We start from the raw sequence: 18,885 nt of genomic DNA on the forward strand, positions 1-18,885 counted from the left end.
ATGGAGCTACTCGACAACCCCATCCAGAACTACGCCTGGGGATCGCATACCGTGCTCGCCGGCTTCCTCGGCCGGCCGTCGCCCACCGAGCGGCCCGAGGCCGAGCTGTGGATCGGCGCCCACCCCGCCGCGCCGTCGCGGCTGCGTTCCGGGCAGGCGCTGGGCGACCTCATCGCGGCCGACCCGGAGGCCGCGCTGGGGTCCGCGTCCGTGTCGGCCTTCGGGCCACGGCTGCCGTTCCTGCTGAAGGTCCTCGCCGTGGCCGAGCCGCTGTCCCTGCAGGTGCACCCCGACCGCGAACAGGCCGAGCGTGGCTTCGCGGCGGAGCGGGCTCCGGCCGGCGATCCGGCGCGCAACTACAAGGACTCCTGGCCGAAGCCCGAGATCCTCTGCGCGCTGAGCGACTTTCACGCGCTGTGCGGTCTGCGCGACCCGCGGGAGAGCGCCGAGCTGCTGGGCCGCGTGCCCGCTCTGGGCCCGGTGGCCGCCCTGCTCGAGGCGGGAGACGTGAAGGCCGCCGTCGAGGCGCTGCTGACCTGGCCGTCCCCGAAGGACGTGGTGACCGAGGCCCGTGCCGTCGCGCCGGAGCCGTACGCCTCACTCGCGGCGCGCGACCCCGGTGACATGGGGGTGATCGTCGCGATGCTGCTGAACGAGGTGCGTCTCGTGCCGGGCCAGGCGCTGTACGTGCCGCCGCGCCGGCCGCACGCCTACCTCAGCGGCACCGGCGTCGAGCTGATGGCCGGCTCGGACAACGTGCTGCGTGCCGGGCTCACGCCCAAGCACGTCGACGTACCCGAGCTCCTGTCGGTCGCGTCGTTCGAGCCGAGCCCGCCCGGTGTGGTCGAGCCCGAGCGGCACTCCGGCGAGGACGTCTACGTGACGCCCGCGCCGGAGTTCCGCCTCTCCCGTCTCGACGCCGGGCAGCGCCCCGTGCTTCCGGCGGCCGGCCCGCAGCTGCTGCTGTGCGCCGACGGCGACGTGCGGCTGCGCCGCGACGGCCGGGAGACGGAGCTGAGCCGAGGCGAGGCCGTCTTCGCCGGGCACCGGGGCGGCCCGATCGAGCTGTCCGGGTCCGGCACGGTCTTCCGCGCGAGCCTGCCGGGGCAGGTCAGGGACTGATGCGCTCGGCGAGCCACGCCAGGGCGAGCGGATAGCGGTACTCGATGGCGCCGTGCCCGGCGTCGAACAGCTCGAAGTAGACGGAGTCGTCGGCCACCCCCGCTGCCTCGACCGCACGCCGGAACGCCACGGCGCCGAAGTCGAGGAAGTACTCATCCCGGGTGCCCGCGTCGATCCAGATCGCCTTCATCGAGCGGAGCGCCTCGGCGTACTCCGGGCGTGCGGCCATGCGTACGGGGTCCCAGGCCAGCCAGCGGTCCCAGACCTCCGGGATCACCTGTCCCGTGTCGTCGAAGGGCTGGTGTACGGTCCCGTCCTCGTCGGCGGAGTAGCACGCCGCGTAGCCGTACTGCTCGATGAAGCCCATGTCGGTCTTCTTGGTGCCGGCGATCCGGCCGCGGAAGTCGGCCAGGAACGTCTGCATCGCCGCGTCGACCGGCTCGCCGTAGGTGTCGCGCAGCTCACGTGCGACGTTCGGGAAGTCCGTGCGGTAGCAGACGTCGAAGAGGGCGTCGCCGGCGTGGGTGGCCAGGGCGCCGAAGACGTCCGGGCGCAACATCGGCGTGATCATCGCGCCGTATCCGCCGCTGGACTTGCCGGTGATCGCCCGATGGTCGCGGTCGTCCAGGGTCCGGTAATGCGCGTCGACCCACGGCACGACCTCCTCGCACAGGTACGAGTGGTAGCGCCCGGTGCCGGGGGAGTCCAGGAACTGGCTGCCGCCGAGCGACGTCCACGCGTCGACGTAGACCACGATCACGGGCGGGGCCTCGCCGCGCGCGAAGAGCTGGTCGGCCAGCTCGGGGAACGGCTGCCGCCACGGCGCCCGGTTGTGCCACATGGGGAGGTGGCCGGTGTACCCCTGGATCACGTAGACCGACGGGTAGCGTCGCTCCGGCTCGTCGTCATAGCCCGGCGGGACGTACACCTCCACCGGCCGTTCGTGCGGGTCGCCCAGCGGGTTGCCGCGCAGCAGCTCGCTCGTGATCGTGTGTTCGCCGATCCGTCCGGCGAGCTGGGCCGACCAGGGCAGCATGCGTTCTCCTTCGCTCGGGGGGTAGAGCCCCGACCGTACCGGCCGGAACCGCGAACGGCCGCGAGAGAGGTCTCTCGCGGCCGGCCGTCATGGGCAGATCGTCAGTGCTCGTTCGCGGTGTCGATCACGTTCACCTCGACACAGTCAGCGCCCTGGGAGCTGCGGCTGCTCGTGCGCCAGCCACTGTCCGTGATATCGGGTTCGTCACTCATCCCTCGCGCTCCTTTCGTGGGAAACAGTCATCCCCGTTGATATGGGGACGTATTTTTGAACTCGTCCGCGACGGCGGCGATGAAGTCGGTCGATTCGTCGGGCGGCAATGCCGCGGCTCGCAGATGGTCGAACCACGTCGTATGACGACGGACGTCCTTGTCCTTCTCGAGGAAGATGTTCCCCGCAGGTGAATCGACGTACACGACGTCGAGATCCGTCGGGTCGGGGAAGCCGATGATGGTGAAGGCGCCGCCGAGCCCCGGGTGGGCGCCGCGGGTGAAGGGCAGCACCTGAATCGTGACGCTCGGCAGCTCGTCCACCTCGAGCAGGCGGGCGAGCTGGGCCCGCATCACCGGGTGGCCGCCGATCGGCCGGCGGAGCACCGCCTCGTCGAGCACGGCCCACATCTCCAGCGTGCCGGCCTCGGCGAGCATCGCCTGGCGCCTGCGGCGCAGGGAGATCATGCGGTCGATGTTGGCCGGGCTCTCGGTGGGCTGACCGACTTTGATCAGCGCGCGGCTGTACTCCTCGGTCTGCAGCAGCCCGGGAATGAGGTGGGTCTGGAACGAGCGGATCGAGGCCGCCGACGCCTCAAGCCCGACATAGGTGTCCAGACCGGCAGATAGCACCGATTCGTACTCGGTCCACCAGCCCCGCTGCTGGGCATCCTTGGCCAGAGTGAGCAGCTGTTCGCGCTGCCCTGAGTCGCCGACCTCGTACAGGTCGAGCATGTCGCGAACGTCGCGGATGCGGGCGACCGACTTTCCCGTCTCGATCCGGCTGACGCGGGACATCGAGCATTCGAGGTGCCGGGCGACATCCTCGATCATCAGGCTGGAGGACTCACGGAGCCTGCGGAGTTCCATGCCCAGGCGGCGCCGGCGGACCGTGGGGCTTTGAGAATCGGACATCGAGCACCTCCAGGTCGACCGTCCTGGACGGGAGGGGTTGGGAGGGGAAGCGGTGAGGGGGATGGAGGGTCGTGGCCGGTGGCGGCGGAGAGCGACGGATCGTTCGCCCAGGGATGTCGTCCGCCGCTAAAGCGTACGCGAGCCCCGATGGCGATGGTCGGAGTTTTTGCCCGATACTACCTTTGAGCCTCATTTATGCAGGTCATCCCGACAATTGAGGTCACTCACCGTCGTCGTTCGAGCACCTCTTGCCACGACATGGCACTTTACCTGTCCAATGCTATGCGGCTCACCCTTTTGTGTCGTACGGACGATCCTAAAAGAGCCGTCTGATGGTCAGTGTCCCGGATTCGTCCACGGTGTCGCGCCGGTATCGCCTTGTGGTGCGGGCCTGGATGATCACCTCTCGGTCGCCGGGGAGTCCGAGCGTTACCCGCCGAGCCCTTCCCAAAACCCCCGATGCGAACGTATGTTCGATGACGCCCGCCTTCCCCCGGGCATCACGGCACCGATCGACCGGGAAGGCAGGCGGCCCGCGTGGGCGGAGTGAGCGGTGCGAGACGGCGTCCGCGAGACGCATGGACGAGGTCCACATGAGCCGGTCCTACGGCGAGCCGGTGGACGTCTGGCTCGTGGACGGGCGGCCGTCGCGGTTCGTGTGGCACGGCCGCCTCTACACCGTCCTGCGGGTGCTGGACCACTGGGTGACCACGCGCGACTGGTGGCGCGACCGTAACCCCGAGGCCGAGGAGACGACCGCGCGGGAGTTCTGGCAGGTCGAAGCGACCCCGGACAAGGAGATCGGCGTCTACGAGCTGCGCCATGACGAGGCGAGCGGAGGGTGGATGCTCTCGCGCGCCTGGGACTGACGCCCGGCCGGTCAGTCCCGCACGAAGTCCCGGATCGCCCGCAGCGTCGGCTCGTCCTTGACCCCCGCGATGAGCAGCGTCGTCACGGGGGACTCCCGCCACAGAGCGAGGCGCTCCTTGATCCGGCCGAGCGGGCCGAGCAGGGAGATGGCGTCCGCCAGCCCGTCGGGAACGGCGCGGACCGCCTCGTCGCGGCGTCCCTCCAGGAACAGCTCCTGTACGCGCGCGGCCTCCTCGGCGTAGCCCAGCCGGCCGATCAGGTCCAGATGGAAGTTGGTGTCCCGCGCGCCCATGCCGCCGATGTAGAAGGCCAGCGGGATCTTCGCGACCTCCAGCGCGGCCGGCAGGTCGTCACTGACGATCGTCGTGACCGTCGCCGCGATCTCGAAACCCTCGGGCCGGCCCCGCAGGGACTCGCCGAAGACCGGCTCGATCCGGCTCGGATCCACGAACAGCGGCAGCCAGCCCTGCGCGATCTCGGTGGACAGCGCGACGTTCTTCGGCCCTTCGGCGCCGAGGTAGATCGGGATGTCCGGCCGCACCGGATGCGCGATCGACTTCAGCGGCTTGCCCAGCCCGGTGACGCCGCTGTCCGGGCTGTGGCGGCGCAGCGGCAGCGGGTAGTGCGGGCCGTCATTGGTCACCGGCTCGGCGCGCCGCCAGACGTCGCGCAGGATCCGGACGTACTCCCGCGTCCGTGCGAGCGGCCGTGCGAACGGCACCCCGTACCAGCCCTCCACCACCTGCGGGCCGGAGGCGCCGAGCCCGAGCACGAGCCGCCCGCCGGACAGGCCGTCCAGCGTGAGCGCGTGCATGGCGGTGGCCGCGGGGGTGCGCGCCGACATCTGCGTCACCGCCGTGCCCAGCCCGATCCGCGAGGTGCGCGCGCCGTACCAGGTGAGTGTGGTGAAGGCGTCGGAGCCGTACGCCTCGGCGGTGAACACCTGGTCATAGCCGAGGCGTTCGGCGGCGAGCACCGTCTCGGTGTCGTCCACGGGATCCCGCTGCCAGTAGCCGAGGTTGATGCCGAGCTTCATCCGCGCCTCCCATGAAATAGAACGCGTTCTATTCAAGCACCGCCTCATTCAAGCATCCGGCGCCCGCAGGTCTCCGGTTCCGTGCGCATGTCGAGGACCGATGGGCCGTATGTCATGCTGTGCATCGGCGGTTCGCGGAGGAACCCGGTGCGATTCCGGGGCTGTCGCGCAACTGTGACCGGGAAGTTCTTCCTCACCGACAGCCACGGCGTGAGCCGGAAGGCCGAGGATGGGCGACGATCCGGCAGCCAGGAGACTCCGGCCGCCGATGACAGGCCACCTACGGGCGCGCAAACCCGAGGAAAGGACGATCGCCGGGTGAACAGCTACCCGTTCTCCGCCGTCGCGGGACTCGAGGACCTCAAACTGGCCCTCCTGATCAACGCGGTGTCGCCATCGGTCGGTGGCGTCCTCGTGCGCGGGGAGAAGGGCACGGCGAAGTCGACCATCGTGCGCGCTCTCGCCGCGCTGCTGCCCGGCGTCGACGTCGTCGCCGGCTGCCGGTTCTCCTGCGACCCCGGGGCGCCCGACCCCGAATGCCCCGACGGTCCGCACGCCGAGGCCGGCCGCGCCGGCGAGGTACGCCAGGCGCGGCTCGTCGAGCTTCCCGTGGGCGCGTCCGAGGACCGTCTCGTCGGTTCGCTCGACCTCGAGCGTGCGCTCACCGACGGCGTCCGCGCGTACCAGCCGGGCCTGCTCGCCGCCGCGCATCGCGGGTTGCTGTACGTCGACGAGGTCAACCTGCTCCACGACCACCTCGTGGACCTGCTGCTGGACGCCGCCGCCATGGGCCAGTCCTATGTCGAGCGCGAGGGCGTCTCGATTCGCCACGCGTCGCGGTTCCTGCTGGTCGGCACCATGAACCCCGAAGAGGGCGAGCTGCGCCCGCAGCTGCTCGACCGGTTCGGGCTGACCGCCGAGGTGGCCGCGACGCGTGACCCGGACGAGCGCGCCGAGGTCGTACGCCGCCGTCTCGCCTACGAGGCCGACCCCGCCGCGTTCGCGGCGGACTGGTCCCAGGCCGACGCCGAGCTCGCCTGGCGCATCAGCGAGGCGCGCGACCGGCTGTCCAAGGTCGTGCTGTCGGACGGCGCACTGCGGCAGATCACCGCGGTGTGCGCCGAGTTCGAGGTCGACGGGCTGCGGGCCGACATCGTGATGGCACGCGCCGCCATCGCGCTCGCCGCCTGGCACGACCGCGGCGCCGTCACGCCGGCCGACGTACGCCTCGCCGCGCGCCTCGCGCTGCCGCACCGGCGCCGCCGCGACCCCTTCGACGCTCCGGGGCTGGACGAGGACACGCTCGACGAGGTTCTCGACCGCACCGGCGACTACGACGTGGAGGAGGACCCGCCTCCCGGCAAAGTGCCGCCCCCGCGGCCCGCGCCCGACCTCGACCTGGACGATCAGAGCGGCGAGACGACCGCGCGCGACCCGGAGCCCGAGTCCGAGACCGACACCGAGCCCGAACCCGAACCCGATCCGGACGGCCCCGGCTCGGGCGGTCGCGAGGAGCAGGAGCACGCCGAGGGCGGCCCGGGCGAGGGCGCCCTGGTCGACATCGGGCAGGCGCTCTCCGGTGGCGGCCAGGACGAGAAGACCCGCGCCGACCGGCCGAAGCCCTCCCCGGCCGGTGCCGTCTACCGGCCGCGGCTGTTCGTCGTGCCGGGCATCGGCGAGGGCGCGCCGGGCCGCCGGTCACGTGCGCGCACCCCGTACGGGCGCACGGTCGGCGCACGGCCCGGCAGCCGTACGGTCCACCTGACCGGGACGTTGTTCGCGGCCGCGCCGCACCAGCGTTCGCGCGGCCGCACCGGCACCGGCCTGGTCATCCGCGCCGAGGACATCCGTGAGCCCGTACGCGAGGGCCGCGAGGGCAACCTCGTGCTGTTCGTCGTCGACGCCAGCGGCTCGATGGCCGCGCGCAAGCGCATGAGCGCGGTCAAGGCCGCGGTCCTCAGCCTGCTGCTCGACGCGTACCAGCGCCGCGACAAGGTCGGGCTGGTCACCTTCCGCGGCACCTCGGCGGAGACCACACTGCCGCCGACCTCCTCGGTGGAGGCCGGCGCACGGCGCCTCGGCGAGCTCCCCACGGGAGGCCGCACGCCACTCGCCGCCGGGCTGGTGCGGGCCGCGCTCGTCCTGCGCACCGAACGCCAGCGTGACCCCGCGCGGCGCCCCCTCCTCGTCATCGTCACCGACGGACGCGCGACACACGGCTCCCTGGACGACGCGCTGCGCGCCTCTGACCTGCTGCGGGACGCCGCCTCCGTGGTGGTCGACTGCGAGAGTGGCCCGGTGCGCCTCGGCCTCGCCGGACGGCTGGCCGCACGTCTCGGCGCCGAGTCGGTACGCCTGGAGGATCTGGCCGCCGACGGGCTGGCCGACGTCGTACGCGACCGGAGGGTGGTGGCCTGATGCCGCAGGGCAGACCGGCGAGCGTGCCCGATGACGGGCTCACCACCCGCCAGCGGCGCAACCGGCCGCTGGTGATCGTGCACACCGGCGCGGGCAAGGGCAAGTCGACGGCGGCCTTCGGGCTGGCCCTGCGCGGCTGGAACCAGGGCTGGCCGATCGGGGTGTTCCAGTTCGTCAAGTCGGCCAAGTGGCGCATCGGCGAAGAACGCGCCCTGCGCGTACTCGGCGAGTCCGGTGAGGGCGGCCGCGTCGACTGGCACAAGATGGGCGAGGGCTGGTCGTGGATCCAGCGGCCCGGCACCGAGGAGGACCACGCGGCGGACGCCCGCGAGGGCTGGGAACAGATCAAGCGCGACCTCGCCGCGGAGACGTACGGCCTCTATGTGCTGGACGAGTTCACCTACCCGATGAAATGGGGCTGGGTGGACGTCGACGACGTGGTCGAGACCCTGACCGCGCGGCCGGGGCACCAGCACGTCATCGTCACCGGCCGCGACGCCGACCCCCGGGTCGTCGGGATCGCCGACCTGGTCACCGAGATGGGCAAGGTCAAGCACCCGATGGACGCCGGCCAGAAAGGCCAGAAGGGCATCGAGTGGTGAGGCCCGCCCGGAGGGCCGCGTGACGGTCCCGCGGCTCGTCATCGCCGCTCCCGCGTCCGGGAGCGGCAAGACGACCGTTGCCACCGGGCTGATCGCGGCGCTGACCGCGCAAGGTCTCGACGTCTCACCGCACAAGGTGGGCCCGGACTACATCGATCCCGGCTATCACGCGCTCGCCGCCGGGCGGCCGGGCCGCAACCTCGATCCGTGGCTGACCGCCGAGGAGCTCATCGCGCCGCTGTTCCTGCACGGCGCGGCCGGCGCGGACCTGGCCGTGATCGAGGGCGTCATGGGCCTGTACGACGGTGCCGCCGGCGCGGGCGAGTTCGCCTCGACCGCGCACGTCGCGAAGCTGCTGGGCGCGCCCGTGGTGCTCGTCGTGGACGCCGCCTCCGCGGGCCGCTCGGTGGCCGCTCTCGTGCACGGTTTCGTCACGTACGACCCCGGCGTGCGGATCGGCGGCGTGATCCTCAACCGGGTCGGCTCCGACCGGCACGAGGACATCTGCCGTGCGGCCGTCGAGGAGACCGGGCTGCCGGTGCTCGGGGTGCTCCGCCGCCGTGACGACGTGGCCACGCCGTCGCGCCACCTCGGCCTGATCCCCGCCGCCGAGCGCCGCCCCGAGGCCCTGGCCACGGTCGAACGCCTCGGCGCGCTCGTCGGTGACTCGTGCGACCTGCGGGCCCTCGTCGCGCTGGCGCACACCGCCGGGCCGGTCACCGCCTCGCCGTGGGATCCGGCCACGGTCGTGACGCCCGCCGCGACCGGCGTGCGGATCGCGATCGCCGGCGGCTCGGCGTTCACGTTCGGGTACGCCGAGAACGACGAGCTGCTGGCGGCGGCCGGAGCCGAGGTGGTGAGGTTCGACCCGCTGCGCGACACCGCGCTGCCGGAAGGCACCGACGGCGTCGTGATCGGGGGAGGGTTCCCCGAGGCCTACGCCGCGGAGCTGTCGGCCAACGAGCCGCTGCGGCGTGCCGTCGCGGCGTTCCGCGGGCCGATCTACGCCGAGTGCGCCGGGCTCCTCTACCTCGCCCGGCGGCTCGACGACGCCCCGATGTGCGGCGTGCTCGACGCGGAGGCACGGATGACCGGGCGACTGACGCTCGGCTACCGGGAGGCCGTGGCGGTGCGAGACTCACCGGTGTCGCGGGCGGGCGAGCGGGTCCGCGGGCACGAGTTCCACCGGACCGTCTGCTCGCGTGGGGAGGGCTCCGAGCCCGCCTGGCAGTGGTCGGTGGAGGGTCCCGACGGTTTCAGCTCGGCTAATTGCCTTGCCTCCTACCTCCATCTCCACTGGGCTGGGATACCTCAGATGGCAACGCGTTTCGTGGGGGCGGCCGCATGACTTTCGATGAGGGTGTTCTGCTGGAGACCGAGCGACTGCTGCTGCGGCCGTTCGAGGAGGAGGACGCGGAGGGCGTCCTCACCGCCAGCCGGGATCCGGAGATCCTGCGCTGGATGCCGTGGGCCTCGGCGCAGACGAAGCAGACCGCCATCGACTGGTGCACGACGCACGCGCACCCGGACCCGGCGCGTGCGATGAACTTCGCCATCGTCGCCGGGGACCGCTTCGCCGGCTCCATCGGCCTCGGCCGTACGGACTGGACCGACGGCCGGGTCGAGGTCGGCTACTGGATCGCGCCGTGGGCGCGCCGCAAGGGGTACGCCGTGGAGGCGACCCGCGGCGTGGCCGCGTACGCGTTCGAGAAGGGGATGCACCGGATCGAGCTGCTCACGGCGGTCACCAACTTCGCCTCCCAGGGCGTCGCGGAGAAGGCCGGCTTCACCCGCGAGGGCATCCAGCGCGAGGCGATGCTCATCAGCACCGGGCACGTCGACGCCGTGCTCTACAGCCTGCTGGAGAGTGAGCTGTGATGGCCCGCTTCGAGCCCACGACGCTGAGCACCGACCGCCTGACCCTGCGCCCGCCGGCCGCGGGCGACGCCGGCGACGCCCTCGCGGCCGTGGACGACGAGGTACGCAAGTGGATGCCCTGGGCGCCGGGGTACACCCACGACAAGGCGCTGACGTGGTGTGTCGAAGAGGCGTACCGCGACCCCGCGCGAGAGACCCACTTCGTGATCGTGCCGCGCGCGAACGGCCGGTTCGCGGGCGTGATCGGGATCGGCCGTGCCGACTGGGAGAGCCGCGTGGCCGAGACGGGCTACTGGCTCGGGCCCGATGGCCGGGGGAACGGCTACGTCACCGAGGCCGTACGCGAGGTCGCCCGTCACGTCTTCGGGCTCGGCTTCCACCGGCTGGAGCTGCTGGCCGCCACCGGCAACGTCGCGTCTCAGCAGGTGGCCGAGCGCGCCGGGTTCACCCGCGAGGGCGTCCTCCGCGAGGCACGCCTGGTGCCGGGCGGCCGCTCCGACATGGTGCTCTTCAGTCTGCTCAAGGGGGAGCTGTGAGGCTGGTCGGCGTCGGGGTGGGGCCCGGTGACCCCGAGCTCGTCACCGTCAAGGGCGTACGCGTCCTGCGTGAGGCGGACCTCGTGCTCGTGCCGGTGATGGCGCCGGACGAGCAGGGTCGCGCCGAGGCCGTGGTGCGCGCCCACGTCGGGTCGGCCGAACGCGTCGTCTTCGCGCTCAACGACCGCGGCGGCGTGACCGAGCGGCGCGCGAACGCCTGGGACGCCGCGGCACAGCGTGTCGCCCGCGCCTTCGCCGACGGCGCGGACACGGTCGCGTTCGCCACCATCGGCGACCCGAACCTGTACTCCACCTTCACCTACCTGGCCCAGGCCGTACGCGGCCACGCGCCGGAGGTGGTCGTCGAGACCGTCCCCGGCGTCACCGCGATGCAGGACCTGGCCGCCCGCTCCGGCACCGTGCTGGCCGAGGGCACCGAGTCGCTCCACCTGCTGCCGCTCACCGGCGGCACGGGCGGCCTGCGTACCGCGCTGGAGACGGGCGACACGGTCATCGCCTACAAGTTCGGGCAGGTCGCGGGCGAAGTGCTCGCGACCGTCGCCGACACCGGCCGGCTGGACGACGCCGTGTACGGCGCGCGGCTCGGCCTGCCCGGTGAGGACATCAGGCGCGCGGCCGAGATCGAGGGCCCGGTCCCGTACCTGTCCACGCTGATCGTTCCCGGGCGCCGTACGGGCCTGGGCGGAAAACTGCACGCGAGGGGGCGGCCGTGATGGGCCGAGTCGTTTTCGTCGGGGCCGGCCCCGGAGCCGCGGACCTGCTGACGTTCCGTGCCGCCAAGGCGATCGCCGAGGCGGACGTGGTGATCTGGGCGGCCAGCCTGGTCCACGAGGACGTCCTCGAACACGCCGGCCCGGACGCGGAGATCGTCGACTCGGCGCGGCTGCCCATGGAGGGCGTGCTGCCGTACTACGAGCGCGCCGCCGCCGAGGGCCTGACCGTCGCGCGGATCCACTCGGGTGATCCGGGCCTTTGGGGGGCGGTTCAGGAGCAGCTCGACCGCTGCCGCGAACTCGGCCTCGAGACCGAGATCATCCCCGGCGTGTCGGCCTTCTCCGCGGTCGCCGCGGCGGTCGGCCGCGAGCTCACCATCCCCGAGGTCGCCCAGTCGGTGATCCTCACGCGCCTGGGCGGCGGCAAGACGCCGATGCCGCCCGGCGAGGAGGTACGCGAGTTCGCCCGGCACGGCACGACGATGGCGCTGTTCCTTTCGGCGGCACGGTCGCGGCAGCTCCAGGACGAGCTCCTCGACGGCGGCTACCCGCCGGAGACGCCCTGCGTCGTGGCGTACCAGTGCACGTGGCCGGACGAGCTGATCGTCCGCTGCCGCCTGGACGAGCTCGCCGGCACCGTACGCGCGCACAAGCTGTGGAAGCACACACTGGTGCTCGTCGGCCCGGCCCTGGAGGCGGGCGGCACCCGCTCGCACCTCTACCATCCCGGTCACTTCCACGGTCACCGGCGTGCCGAGGCAGGAGCGCGGAAGGTGCTCCGGGGTGGCTGACACGCCATACGAGCCCGATATGCCGCGGACCATGAAGGTGCGGCAGAAGGCGTTGCGCACCGGCTGGACGACCGGCACGTGCGCCTCGGCGGCGGCGAAGGCGGCCACGGAGGCGCTGGTGTCCGGGCGGTCGCAGGACGTCGTCGAGGTGGCGCTGCCCTCCGGGCAACGCGTGACGTTCGCCGTGGATTCGTGCCTGATCCGCGCCGACCGGGCCGAGGCAGTGGTGATCAAGGACGCGGGCGACGATCCTGACGTCACGCACGGTGCCCGGCTGACGGCGACCGCCTCCTGGCGGGAGACCCCGGGCATCGAGCTGGACGGCGGCATCGGGGTCGGCGTCGTCACCAAGCCCGGCCTCGGCCTGGAGCTCGGTGGACCGGCGATCAACCCCGTACCGCGCCAGATGATCGAACAGGCAGTGGGGGAGTCGGTGGACCTGAAGGCTCGGGGGGTACGCGTCATCATCTCGGTACCCGATGGCGAGACGATGGCACGTAAGACGACGAACAAGCGGCTCGGCATCCTGGACGGGATCTCGATCCTGGGCACGACCGGCATCGTGCGCCCGTTCTCGACGGCGTCGTGGCGGGCGAGCGTCGAGCAGGCGGTGGCGGTGATGGCCGCGCAGGGCGAGAAGACGCTCGTCCTGTGCACCGGCGGCCGTACGGAGAAGGGCGCCATGCGGCTGCTGCCGCAGCTGCCCGACGTGTGCTTCGTGGAGGTCGGCGACTTCACCGGCGCCGCGCTGCGCCGCGCGGTGGAGCACGGCATCACGCAGGTCGTGTTCGTGGGCATGGCCGGCAAGCTGACCAAGCTCGCCTCGGGCGTGCTGATGACGCACTACACGCGCTCCAGGGTCGACACCGCCCTGCTCGCCGAGATCACCCTCAGCATGGGCGGCTCGGGGGAGCTGGTCGCCAAGGTCGCCGAGGCCAACACGGCGCGGCACGCGTACGAGCTGTGGGAGGCCGAGGGGCTGCTCGGCCGCGCCGGGCGTGAGCTGTGCCGCCGGGTCGCGGGGGTCCTGGAGGAGTTCGCCGCCTCGGCGGCGCCCGAGAGTCCGGGCATCGCCGCGCAGGTCGTGCTGGTCGACTTCACCGGTCAGCGCATGATCGCGATGTACGGGCGGCTCGGCAGATGATCACGATCGTGGGCTGCGACGGCTCGCCGCTGCCGCAACGGGCGATGGACCGCCTCTCCTCGGCCACGCTGGTGGCCGGAGGACGGCGGCATCTCGAGGCGGTACGCCCGCCGGCGCACGTGCGCCAGGTGGTCATGGGCGACGTCGCCGCGGCCCTCGACCAGGTCGGTGACGCCGAGGAGGCCGTCGTGCTGGCCAGCGGCGACCCGGGGTTCTTCGGCATCGTGCGGGCCCTGCGCGAGCGCGGTCACACGCCGGAGGTGTTTCCCGCGGTCTCCTCGGTGGCCGGCGCGTTCGCGCGGGCGGGCCTTCCGTGGGACGACGCCGTGGTGGTGAGCGCGCACGGCCGCGAGCCACGCACGGCGGTGAACGCCTGCCGGGCGATGGCCAAGACCGCCGTGTTCACCGCGCCCGGATGCGGCCCGGCCGAGCTGGGCGCCGAGCTCATCGGCTGGGACCGCACGCTGTACGTCGCCTCACGGCTGGGCATGCCTGACGAGCGGGTCACCCGGTGCACGCCGGCCGAGGCCGCCGCGCGTTCGTGGGCCGAGCCGAACGTGGTCCTGGCCGTACACGGGTCCGCCGACGGGGCGGTGCGGACGCACAACCAGCCCGCGGCGCCGCCGCGCGCCTGGACCGGCGACGACTACCGGCACCGCGCCGGGATGATCACCAAGTGGGAGGTGCGCGCCGTCGCCGTGGCCCGGCTCCGCCCCACCCTCGGCATGCTCGTCTGGGACGTCGGCGCGGGCAGCGGCTCGGTCGGCATCGAGTGCGCCGCGCACCACGCGGCGGTCATCGCGATCGAACGCGACCCGGCGGCGTGCGAGCTGATCCGGCACAACGCCGGTCCGGCGAGCGTGCGCGTCGTCGAGGAGAGCGCCCCGGCGGCCTTCGCCGGGCTGCCCGATCCCGACGCGGCCTTCGTCGGCGGCGGAGGGCTGGACGCGCTCGACGGCGTGCTCGCCCGGCGCCCGCCGACCGTCGTCGCCACCTACGCCGCCCTCGACCGTGTCGCGCCGGCCCGCCGGCTGTTCGCCGACGCGGGCTATGCCGTCGAGGGCGTGCAGCTCGCGGCCTCGCGCTTCGCCGACCTGCCGGGCGGCTCGTTCCGGCTCGAGGCACAGAATCCGGTGTTCCTGCTGGCGGGGAGGCTTTCATGATCGGCGTGGTCGCGGCCACCGCGGGCGGCCGTACGGCGGCCGCCACGCTCCAGGCCGCCTGGCCGGACGAGGTGGTCCTGCTCACCGAGGCGAAGGCCGCCGACGCCCTGCGCGAGGCGTGGCGTACCTGCGACGCGGTGGTCAGCTTCCTCGCCGTCGGCGCGACCGTGCGGGTGCTCGCGCCGCTGCTCGGTCACAAGACGACCGACCCGGCCGTCGTGTGCGTGGACGAGTCGATGGCCTTCGCGGTCGCCGTCCTCGGCGGCCACCACGGCGCGAACCTCCTGGCGCAACGGCTCACCGGGGTCCTCGGCTGCACGCCGGTCGTGACGACCGCCAGCGAGGCGAGCAACGTCACCCCGCTCGACTCCTACGGCGCCGACCTCGGCTTCACCGTGCACAATCCCGGCCTGCTCGCCAATGTCGGCGCCGCGGTGCTGTCCGGCGAGCCTGTGCGTCTCGAGGGCGCGGAAGGCTGGCCGCTGCCTCCGCTGCCCCCCAACGTGTCACCGGAGGCGCCCGAGGACGCTCCCCGCATCCTCGTCACCGACCATGACGAGATCGCCTGCATGTGCCACGAGGGCTGGTTCGGCGGAGCCCTCGTCTACCGGCCGAAGTCCCTCGTCGTGGGCGTCGGCTCGGCGCGCGGCGTCACCGCGGAGGAGGTGTCCGCGCTGGTCGACGAGGTCCTCGCCGACCGCGGGCTGGCCGCCGCGTCGGTCCGGTATCTCGCCACCGCCGACCTGAAGGCCGACGAGGAGGGCATCCTCCAGGTCGCACGCGAACGCGGCTGGGAGGTCGTCACGCACCCGGCCGGGGCGCTGGCCTCCGTCGAGGTGCCCAACCCGTCGGAGGTCGTACGCGCCGAGGTCGGCACGCCCAGCGTCGCCGAGGCGGCCGCACTGCTGACGGCGGGGCCGGGCGCGCCGCTCCTCGTCGAGAAGCACAAGTCGGCGAACGCCACCGCGGCCGTCGCCCGGCTCGCGCCGCGCGGACGGCTGTCGATCATCGGCCTCGGTCCCGGCGCACGTGACCTGCTCACCCCCAGGGCGATCACCTCGCTCCAGCGCGCCTCCGTCGTGGTCGGCCTGGACCAGTACGTCGAGCAGGTACGCGACCTGATCCGTCCCGGCACCCGGGTGATCGTCTCCGGACTCGGGCAGGAGGAGGAGCGGGCGCGTACCGCCGTGGAGGAGGCGTCGGCGGGCAACGCCGTCGCGCTGGTCGGCTCCGGCGACGCGGGCGTGTACGCGATGGCCAGCCCGGCCCTGGAGTTCGCGGGCACGGACATCGACGTCGACGGTGTGCCCGGCATCACGGCCGCGGTGGCCGCCTCGAACCTCCTGGGCGCGCCGCTCGGCCACGACCACGCCTACATCTCCCTGTCCGACCTGCACACGCCGTGGGAGGTCATCGAACGCCGGGTGACCGCGGCCGCCGAGGGCGACTTCACGGTGTGCTTCTACAACCCCCGCAGCCGGGCGCGCGACTGGCAGCTGCCCAAGGCGCTGAGCATCCTGGCCGAGCACCGCCCGCCGGAGACGCCGGTCGGGTACGTCCGCAACGCCACCCGTACGGACGAGGCCGTGACCGTCACGACGCTCGCGGAGCTCGACCCCGCGCGCGTCGACATGTTCACCGTCGTGGTCGTCGGATCGAGCCGGAGCCGTACGGTGGCCGGGCGATTTGTAACCCCCAGGGGGTATCAATGGGCCTGAGTACGCCTCCCGTACGCATCACCGGCCGCTGCACGGGATGCGGCGCGTGCCTGCTGACCTGCCCCGAGCGCGCGATCCGTCCGTCCGCGGACTGGGCCGCGCTGGGCACCGGCCCGCTGTACGTCCTCGACCAGTGCACCGGATGCGGTGACTGCGTCGAGGTCTGCCCCGCCGACGCCATCGAGGAGACATGAGAACCATCCACCCGATCGAGTCGAGGTCCCTGGAGATCCTCCGCTCGCGCGTCGACCTGTCCGCGATGCGTCCCCTCACCCGTACGGTCACCGAGCGCGTCATCCACGCGAGCGCCGACCTGGACTACGCCACCGACCTGGTCACCGAAGAGTCCTACCTCCGGCAGGGCCTGCGGGCACTGCGCGACGGCGCCCCGATCGTGACCGACGTCGCGATGGTCGCCGCCGGGATCACCGCGCGGCAGACGATCTGCTCGATCGGCGACCCGTCCGCCGCTTCGCTGGCCAAGGCGGAGGGCCTCACCCGGTCCGCGGCGGCGGTCCGGCTGTCCTACGTCAAGGCGGGGCCGGGCGCGGTCTGGGTCGTCGGGTGCGCCCCGACCGCGCTGGAGGAGATCATCGAGTGCGGTGTCGGCCCGGCCCTGGTGATCGGCCTGCCGGTCGGGTTCGTCGGCGCCGCCGAGTCCAAGGCGGCGCTGCGCGAGAGCGGCCTGCCCGCCGTCAGCAACGTCTCGGAGAAGGGCGGGTCGGCCGTCGCCGCCGCCGCCCTCAACGCCCTGCTCTACCACCCGGACGAGGAGGACGAATGACGCCGCTGCTGCTGGTCGGGCACGGGACACGTGATGAGGCGGGGGTCGCGGAGTTCGGCCGCTTCGTCGAGCGGCTGCGTACGCGGCTGCCCGTGGACGTGGCCGGAGGGTTCATCGAGCTGTCCGCGCCGCCGCTGACCGACGCCGTCGCCTCGCTGTACGGCGCCGGGCACCGGCGGGTCGCCGCGGTGCCCCTGGTGCTGGTGGCCGCCGGGCACGCCAAGGGCGACATGCCGGCCGCGCTGACCCGCGAGCGGCAGCGCCACCCCGGCCTGACCTACTCCTACGGCCGCCCGCTCGGGCCGCACCCGACTCTGCTGCGGCTGCTGGAAGAACGCCTCGACGCCGTACTCGACCCGGCCGAGCGCGCCGACACCGCGGTGCTGCTGGTCGGCCGCGGCTCCAGCGACCCGGACGCCAACGCCGAGGTCTGCAAGGCCGCCCGCCTGCTCTGGGAGGGGCGCGGCCTGGCCATGGTGGAGACGGCCTTCGTCTCGCTGGCATGGCCTTCTGTGCCCGAGGGACTCGAACGCTGCCGGCGGCTCGGCGCGGCGCGGATCGTGGTGCTGCCCTACTTCCTGTTCCCCGGCGTGCTGCCGGACCGCGTCGCCTCGGAGGCACGGGCCTTCGAGGGTGCCGAGGTGCGCTGCGCCGAGGTCATCGGCGACTGCGACGGCCTGGCCGACCTCGTCGTCGAGCGCTACGAGGAGACCCTGCACGGCGACATCCGGATGAACTGCGACGCGTGCGTCTACCGGATCGCGATGCCCGGCTTCGAGGACCGCGTGGGCGCGCCGCAGCAGCCGCACCACCACCCGGACGACCCCTCCCACGTCCATGCGCACTGACGTCGACCTGCGTCACCACGGTGACGCCGAGGTCGGGCCCGGCCTGGTCGACCTCGCGGTGAACGTACGGCAGGGAATGCCGCCGGAGTGGCTGGCCGGCATGCTTCGCGACAGCGTCGCCGGGCTGGCGGCCTACCCGGACCCGTCGCGGGCGCGGCGGGCGGTGGCGCTCCGGCATGGCCGTCCCGTGGAGGAGGTGCTGCTCACGGCGGGGGCCGCGGAGGCGTTCGTCCTGCTGGCCCGTGTCCTGTCACCCCGGCACGCCGTGGTCGTGCATCCCCAGTTCACCGAGCCGGAGAGCGCGCTGCTGGCCGCCGGGCACACGGTGTCGCGCGTGCTGCTCGACGGGGACTTCCGGCTCGGGCCGGTGCCGGACGACGCCGACCTCGTGATGATCGGCAACCCGACCAACCCGACGTCCGTCCTGCACCCGGCGCAGGCCGTCGCCGCGCTCGCACGGGCGGGCCGCACCCTCGTCGTGGACGAGGCGTTCATGGACTGCGTGCCGGGGGAGACCGAGAGCCTCGCGGGCACGCGCCTGCCGGGCCTGGTCGTCGTCCGCAGCCTCACCAAGACCTGGGGCCTGGCCGGGCTGCGGGCGGGATACGTCCTCGCCTCACCGGAGCTGGTCGAGCGGCTCGCCTCGGCACAGCCGCTGTGGGCGGTGTCCACGCCCGCGCTGGCGGCCGTCGAGGCCTGTGTGAGCCCGCGTGCGCTCGCCGAGGCCGAGGAGTGGGCACGCGGCCTCGTGGCGGATCGTGAGTGCCTCGTGACCGCCCTGGAGGGCCTCGGGCTGTGGGTCGTGCCGGGCGCGCGGGCGTCGTTCGTCTGCGTACGCGTGCCGGACGCTCCGCGCGTACGTGAGGAGCTTCGGTCGCGAGGCTACGCCGTGCGGCGCGGCGACACGTTCCCCGGGCTCGGCCCGGACTGGCTGCGCGTCGCCGTACGCGACCCGGCGACCACGTCGGCACTGGTCTCCGCGCTCGCGGGCGTCCTCGGTTCACCCCAACGATCTTCCGACTCTACGGTTCACAGTGCGCTTCAACGAGGAGAAGACATGGACATCATCGCCGAGACGATC

19 protein-coding genes, 1 pseudogene and 1 riboswitch are annotated in these 18,885 nt (G+C 72.9%); of the genes and pseudogenes, 16 read left to right on the plus strand and 4 right to left on the minus strand.

The features are described from left to right. Entirely contained in the window at positions 1–1,122 is a 1,122-nt protein-coding gene (gene manA, locus FB559_RS25310) for a mannose-6-phosphate isomerase, class I (protein ID WP_141958266.1), read from the plus strand. Here manA and FB559_RS25315 read toward each other — a convergent pair. The 3 genes from FB559_RS25315 to FB559_RS25325 form a co-directional block, all read right to left on the minus strand. Further along, complete coding sequence (locus FB559_RS25315) at positions 1,112–2,158, minus strand: alpha/beta hydrolase (RefSeq protein WP_141958268.1); 1,047 nt, start codon at positions 2,156–2,158, stop codon at positions 1,112–1,114. The genes manA and FB559_RS25315 overlap by 11 nt on opposite strands. A gap of 101 nt (positions 2,159–2,259) precedes the next feature. Further along, positions 2,260–2,370, minus strand: coding sequence for a DUF397 domain-containing protein (locus FB559_RS25320; protein WP_141958269.1), 111 nt, complete (start codon positions 2,368–2,370; stop codon positions 2,260–2,262). A gap of 27 nt (positions 2,371–2,397) precedes the next feature. Beyond that, positions 2,398–3,282, minus strand: a complete 885-nt coding sequence (locus FB559_RS25325; protein WP_141958271.1) for a helix-turn-helix domain-containing protein — start codon at positions 3,280–3,282, stop codon at positions 2,398–2,400. Between the two features lie 593 nt (positions 3,283–3,875). Between FB559_RS25325 and FB559_RS25330 the strand changes: the two genes are divergently transcribed. Beyond that, positions 3,876–4,151, plus strand: a complete 276-nt coding sequence (locus tag FB559_RS25330) for a DUF6504 family protein (protein WP_141958273.1) — start codon at positions 3,876–3,878, stop codon at positions 4,149–4,151. 11 nt (positions 4,152–4,162) lie between these two features. On the opposite strand, the gene FB559_RS25335 is transcribed toward FB559_RS25330, so the two are convergent. Further along, positions 4,163–5,188 carry an LLM class F420-dependent oxidoreductase gene (locus tag FB559_RS25335; RefSeq protein WP_141958275.1) on the minus strand — a complete coding sequence of 342 codons (1,026 nt, stop codon included), beginning with the start codon at positions 5,186–5,188 and terminating at the stop codon, positions 4,163–4,165. Positions 5,189–5,299: 111 nt separating this feature from the next. Further along, positions 5,300–5,469: riboswitch (cobalamin riboswitch) on the plus strand. Positions 5,470–5,506: 37 nt separating this feature from the next. Between FB559_RS25335 and FB559_RS25340 the strand changes: the two genes are divergently transcribed. From FB559_RS25340 to cobC, 14 genes and pseudogenes are all read left to right on the plus strand, one after another. Continuing rightward, positions 5,507–7,606 carry a magnesium chelatase subunit D family protein gene (locus tag FB559_RS25340; RefSeq protein WP_141958277.1) on the plus strand — a complete coding sequence of 700 codons (2,100 nt, stop codon included), beginning with the start codon at positions 5,507–5,509 and terminating at the stop codon, positions 7,604–7,606. After that, positions 7,606–8,208, plus strand: a complete 603-nt coding sequence (gene cobO / locus FB559_RS25345; RefSeq protein WP_141958279.1) for a cob(I)yrinic acid a,c-diamide adenosyltransferase — start codon at positions 7,606–7,608, stop codon at positions 8,206–8,208. Before FB559_RS25340 ends, cobO begins: the two co-directional genes overlap by 1 nt. Positions 8,209–8,227: 19 nt before the next feature. Continuing rightward, positions 8,228–9,556: a cobyrinic acid a,c-diamide synthase CobB gene (locus FB559_RS25350; protein ID WP_141958281.1), complete on the plus strand. Its 1,329-nt coding sequence runs from the start codon at positions 8,228–8,230 to the stop codon at positions 9,554–9,556. Beyond that, positions 9,553–10,086, plus strand: a complete 534-nt coding sequence (locus FB559_RS25355; RefSeq protein ID WP_141958283.1) for a GNAT family N-acetyltransferase — start codon at positions 9,553–9,555, stop codon at positions 10,084–10,086. Before FB559_RS25350 ends, FB559_RS25355 begins: the two co-directional genes overlap by 4 nt. Next, a complete protein-coding gene (locus FB559_RS25360) occupies positions 10,086–10,622 on the plus strand; it encodes a GNAT family N-acetyltransferase (RefSeq protein ID WP_141958285.1) in 537 nt (178 codons plus the stop codon). Before FB559_RS25355 ends, FB559_RS25360 begins: the two co-directional genes overlap by 1 nt. After that, the gene (gene cobI, locus FB559_RS25365) at positions 10,619–11,356 is read left to right on the plus strand and encodes a precorrin-2 C(20)-methyltransferase (protein WP_141958287.1); all 738 of its coding nucleotides are present in this window, start codon (positions 10,619–10,621) and stop codon (positions 11,354–11,356) included. Before FB559_RS25360 ends, cobI begins: the two co-directional genes overlap by 4 nt. Continuing rightward, on the plus strand, positions 11,356–12,147 hold the full coding sequence (gene cobM / locus FB559_RS25370; RefSeq protein WP_221640183.1) for a precorrin-4 C(11)-methyltransferase: 792 nt from the start codon (positions 11,356–11,358) through the stop codon (positions 12,145–12,147). Before cobI ends, cobM begins: the two co-directional genes overlap by 1 nt. Continuing rightward, positions 12,140–13,291 carry a cobalt-precorrin-5B (C(1))-methyltransferase gene (locus FB559_RS25375; protein WP_246122024.1) on the plus strand — a complete coding sequence of 384 codons (1,152 nt, stop codon included), beginning with the start codon at positions 12,140–12,142 and terminating at the stop codon, positions 13,289–13,291. The genes cobM and FB559_RS25375 overlap by 8 nt, the downstream gene beginning before the upstream one ends. Continuing rightward, positions 13,288–14,454, plus strand: coding sequence for a precorrin-6y C5,15-methyltransferase (decarboxylating) subunit CbiE (gene cbiE, locus FB559_RS25380; protein ID WP_141958290.1), 1,167 nt, complete (start codon positions 13,288–13,290; stop codon positions 14,452–14,454). The genes FB559_RS25375 and cbiE overlap by 4 nt, the downstream gene beginning before the upstream one ends. Beyond that, positions 14,451–16,172 (plus strand): precorrin-3B C(17)-methyltransferase, encoded by a 1,722-nt coding sequence (gene cobJ / locus FB559_RS25385; protein WP_141958292.1) that lies wholly within the window; start codon positions 14,451–14,453, stop codon positions 16,170–16,172. Before cbiE ends, cobJ begins: the two co-directional genes overlap by 4 nt. Next, positions 16,163–16,366 (plus strand): 4Fe-4S binding protein, encoded by a 204-nt coding sequence (locus FB559_RS25390; protein WP_141958295.1) that lies wholly within the window; start codon positions 16,163–16,165, stop codon positions 16,364–16,366. The genes cobJ and FB559_RS25390 overlap by 10 nt, the downstream gene beginning before the upstream one ends. Then, the gene (locus FB559_RS25395) at positions 16,363–16,956 is read left to right on the plus strand and encodes a precorrin-8X methylmutase (RefSeq protein ID WP_141958297.1); all 594 of its coding nucleotides are present in this window, start codon (positions 16,363–16,365) and stop codon (positions 16,954–16,956) included. Before FB559_RS25390 ends, FB559_RS25395 begins: the two co-directional genes overlap by 4 nt. Then, a complete protein-coding gene (locus FB559_RS25400; protein WP_141958299.1) occupies positions 16,953–17,804 on the plus strand; it encodes a sirohydrochlorin chelatase in 852 nt (283 codons plus the stop codon). The genes FB559_RS25395 and FB559_RS25400 overlap by 4 nt, the downstream gene beginning before the upstream one ends. Then, positions 17,794–18,801, plus strand: a pseudogene (gene cobC, locus FB559_RS46475) (Rv2231c family histidinol phosphate aminotransferase CobC); the annotation flags it as partial. The gene FB559_RS25400 and the pseudogene cobC, both read left to right, overlap by 11 nt. Positions 18,802–18,885: the final 84 nt, after the last annotated feature.

This window comes from Actinoallomurus bryophytorum (assembly GCF_006716425.1).
Taxonomy (GTDB): domain Bacteria; phylum Actinomycetota; class Actinomycetes; order Streptosporangiales; family Streptosporangiaceae; genus Actinoallomurus; species Actinoallomurus bryophytorum.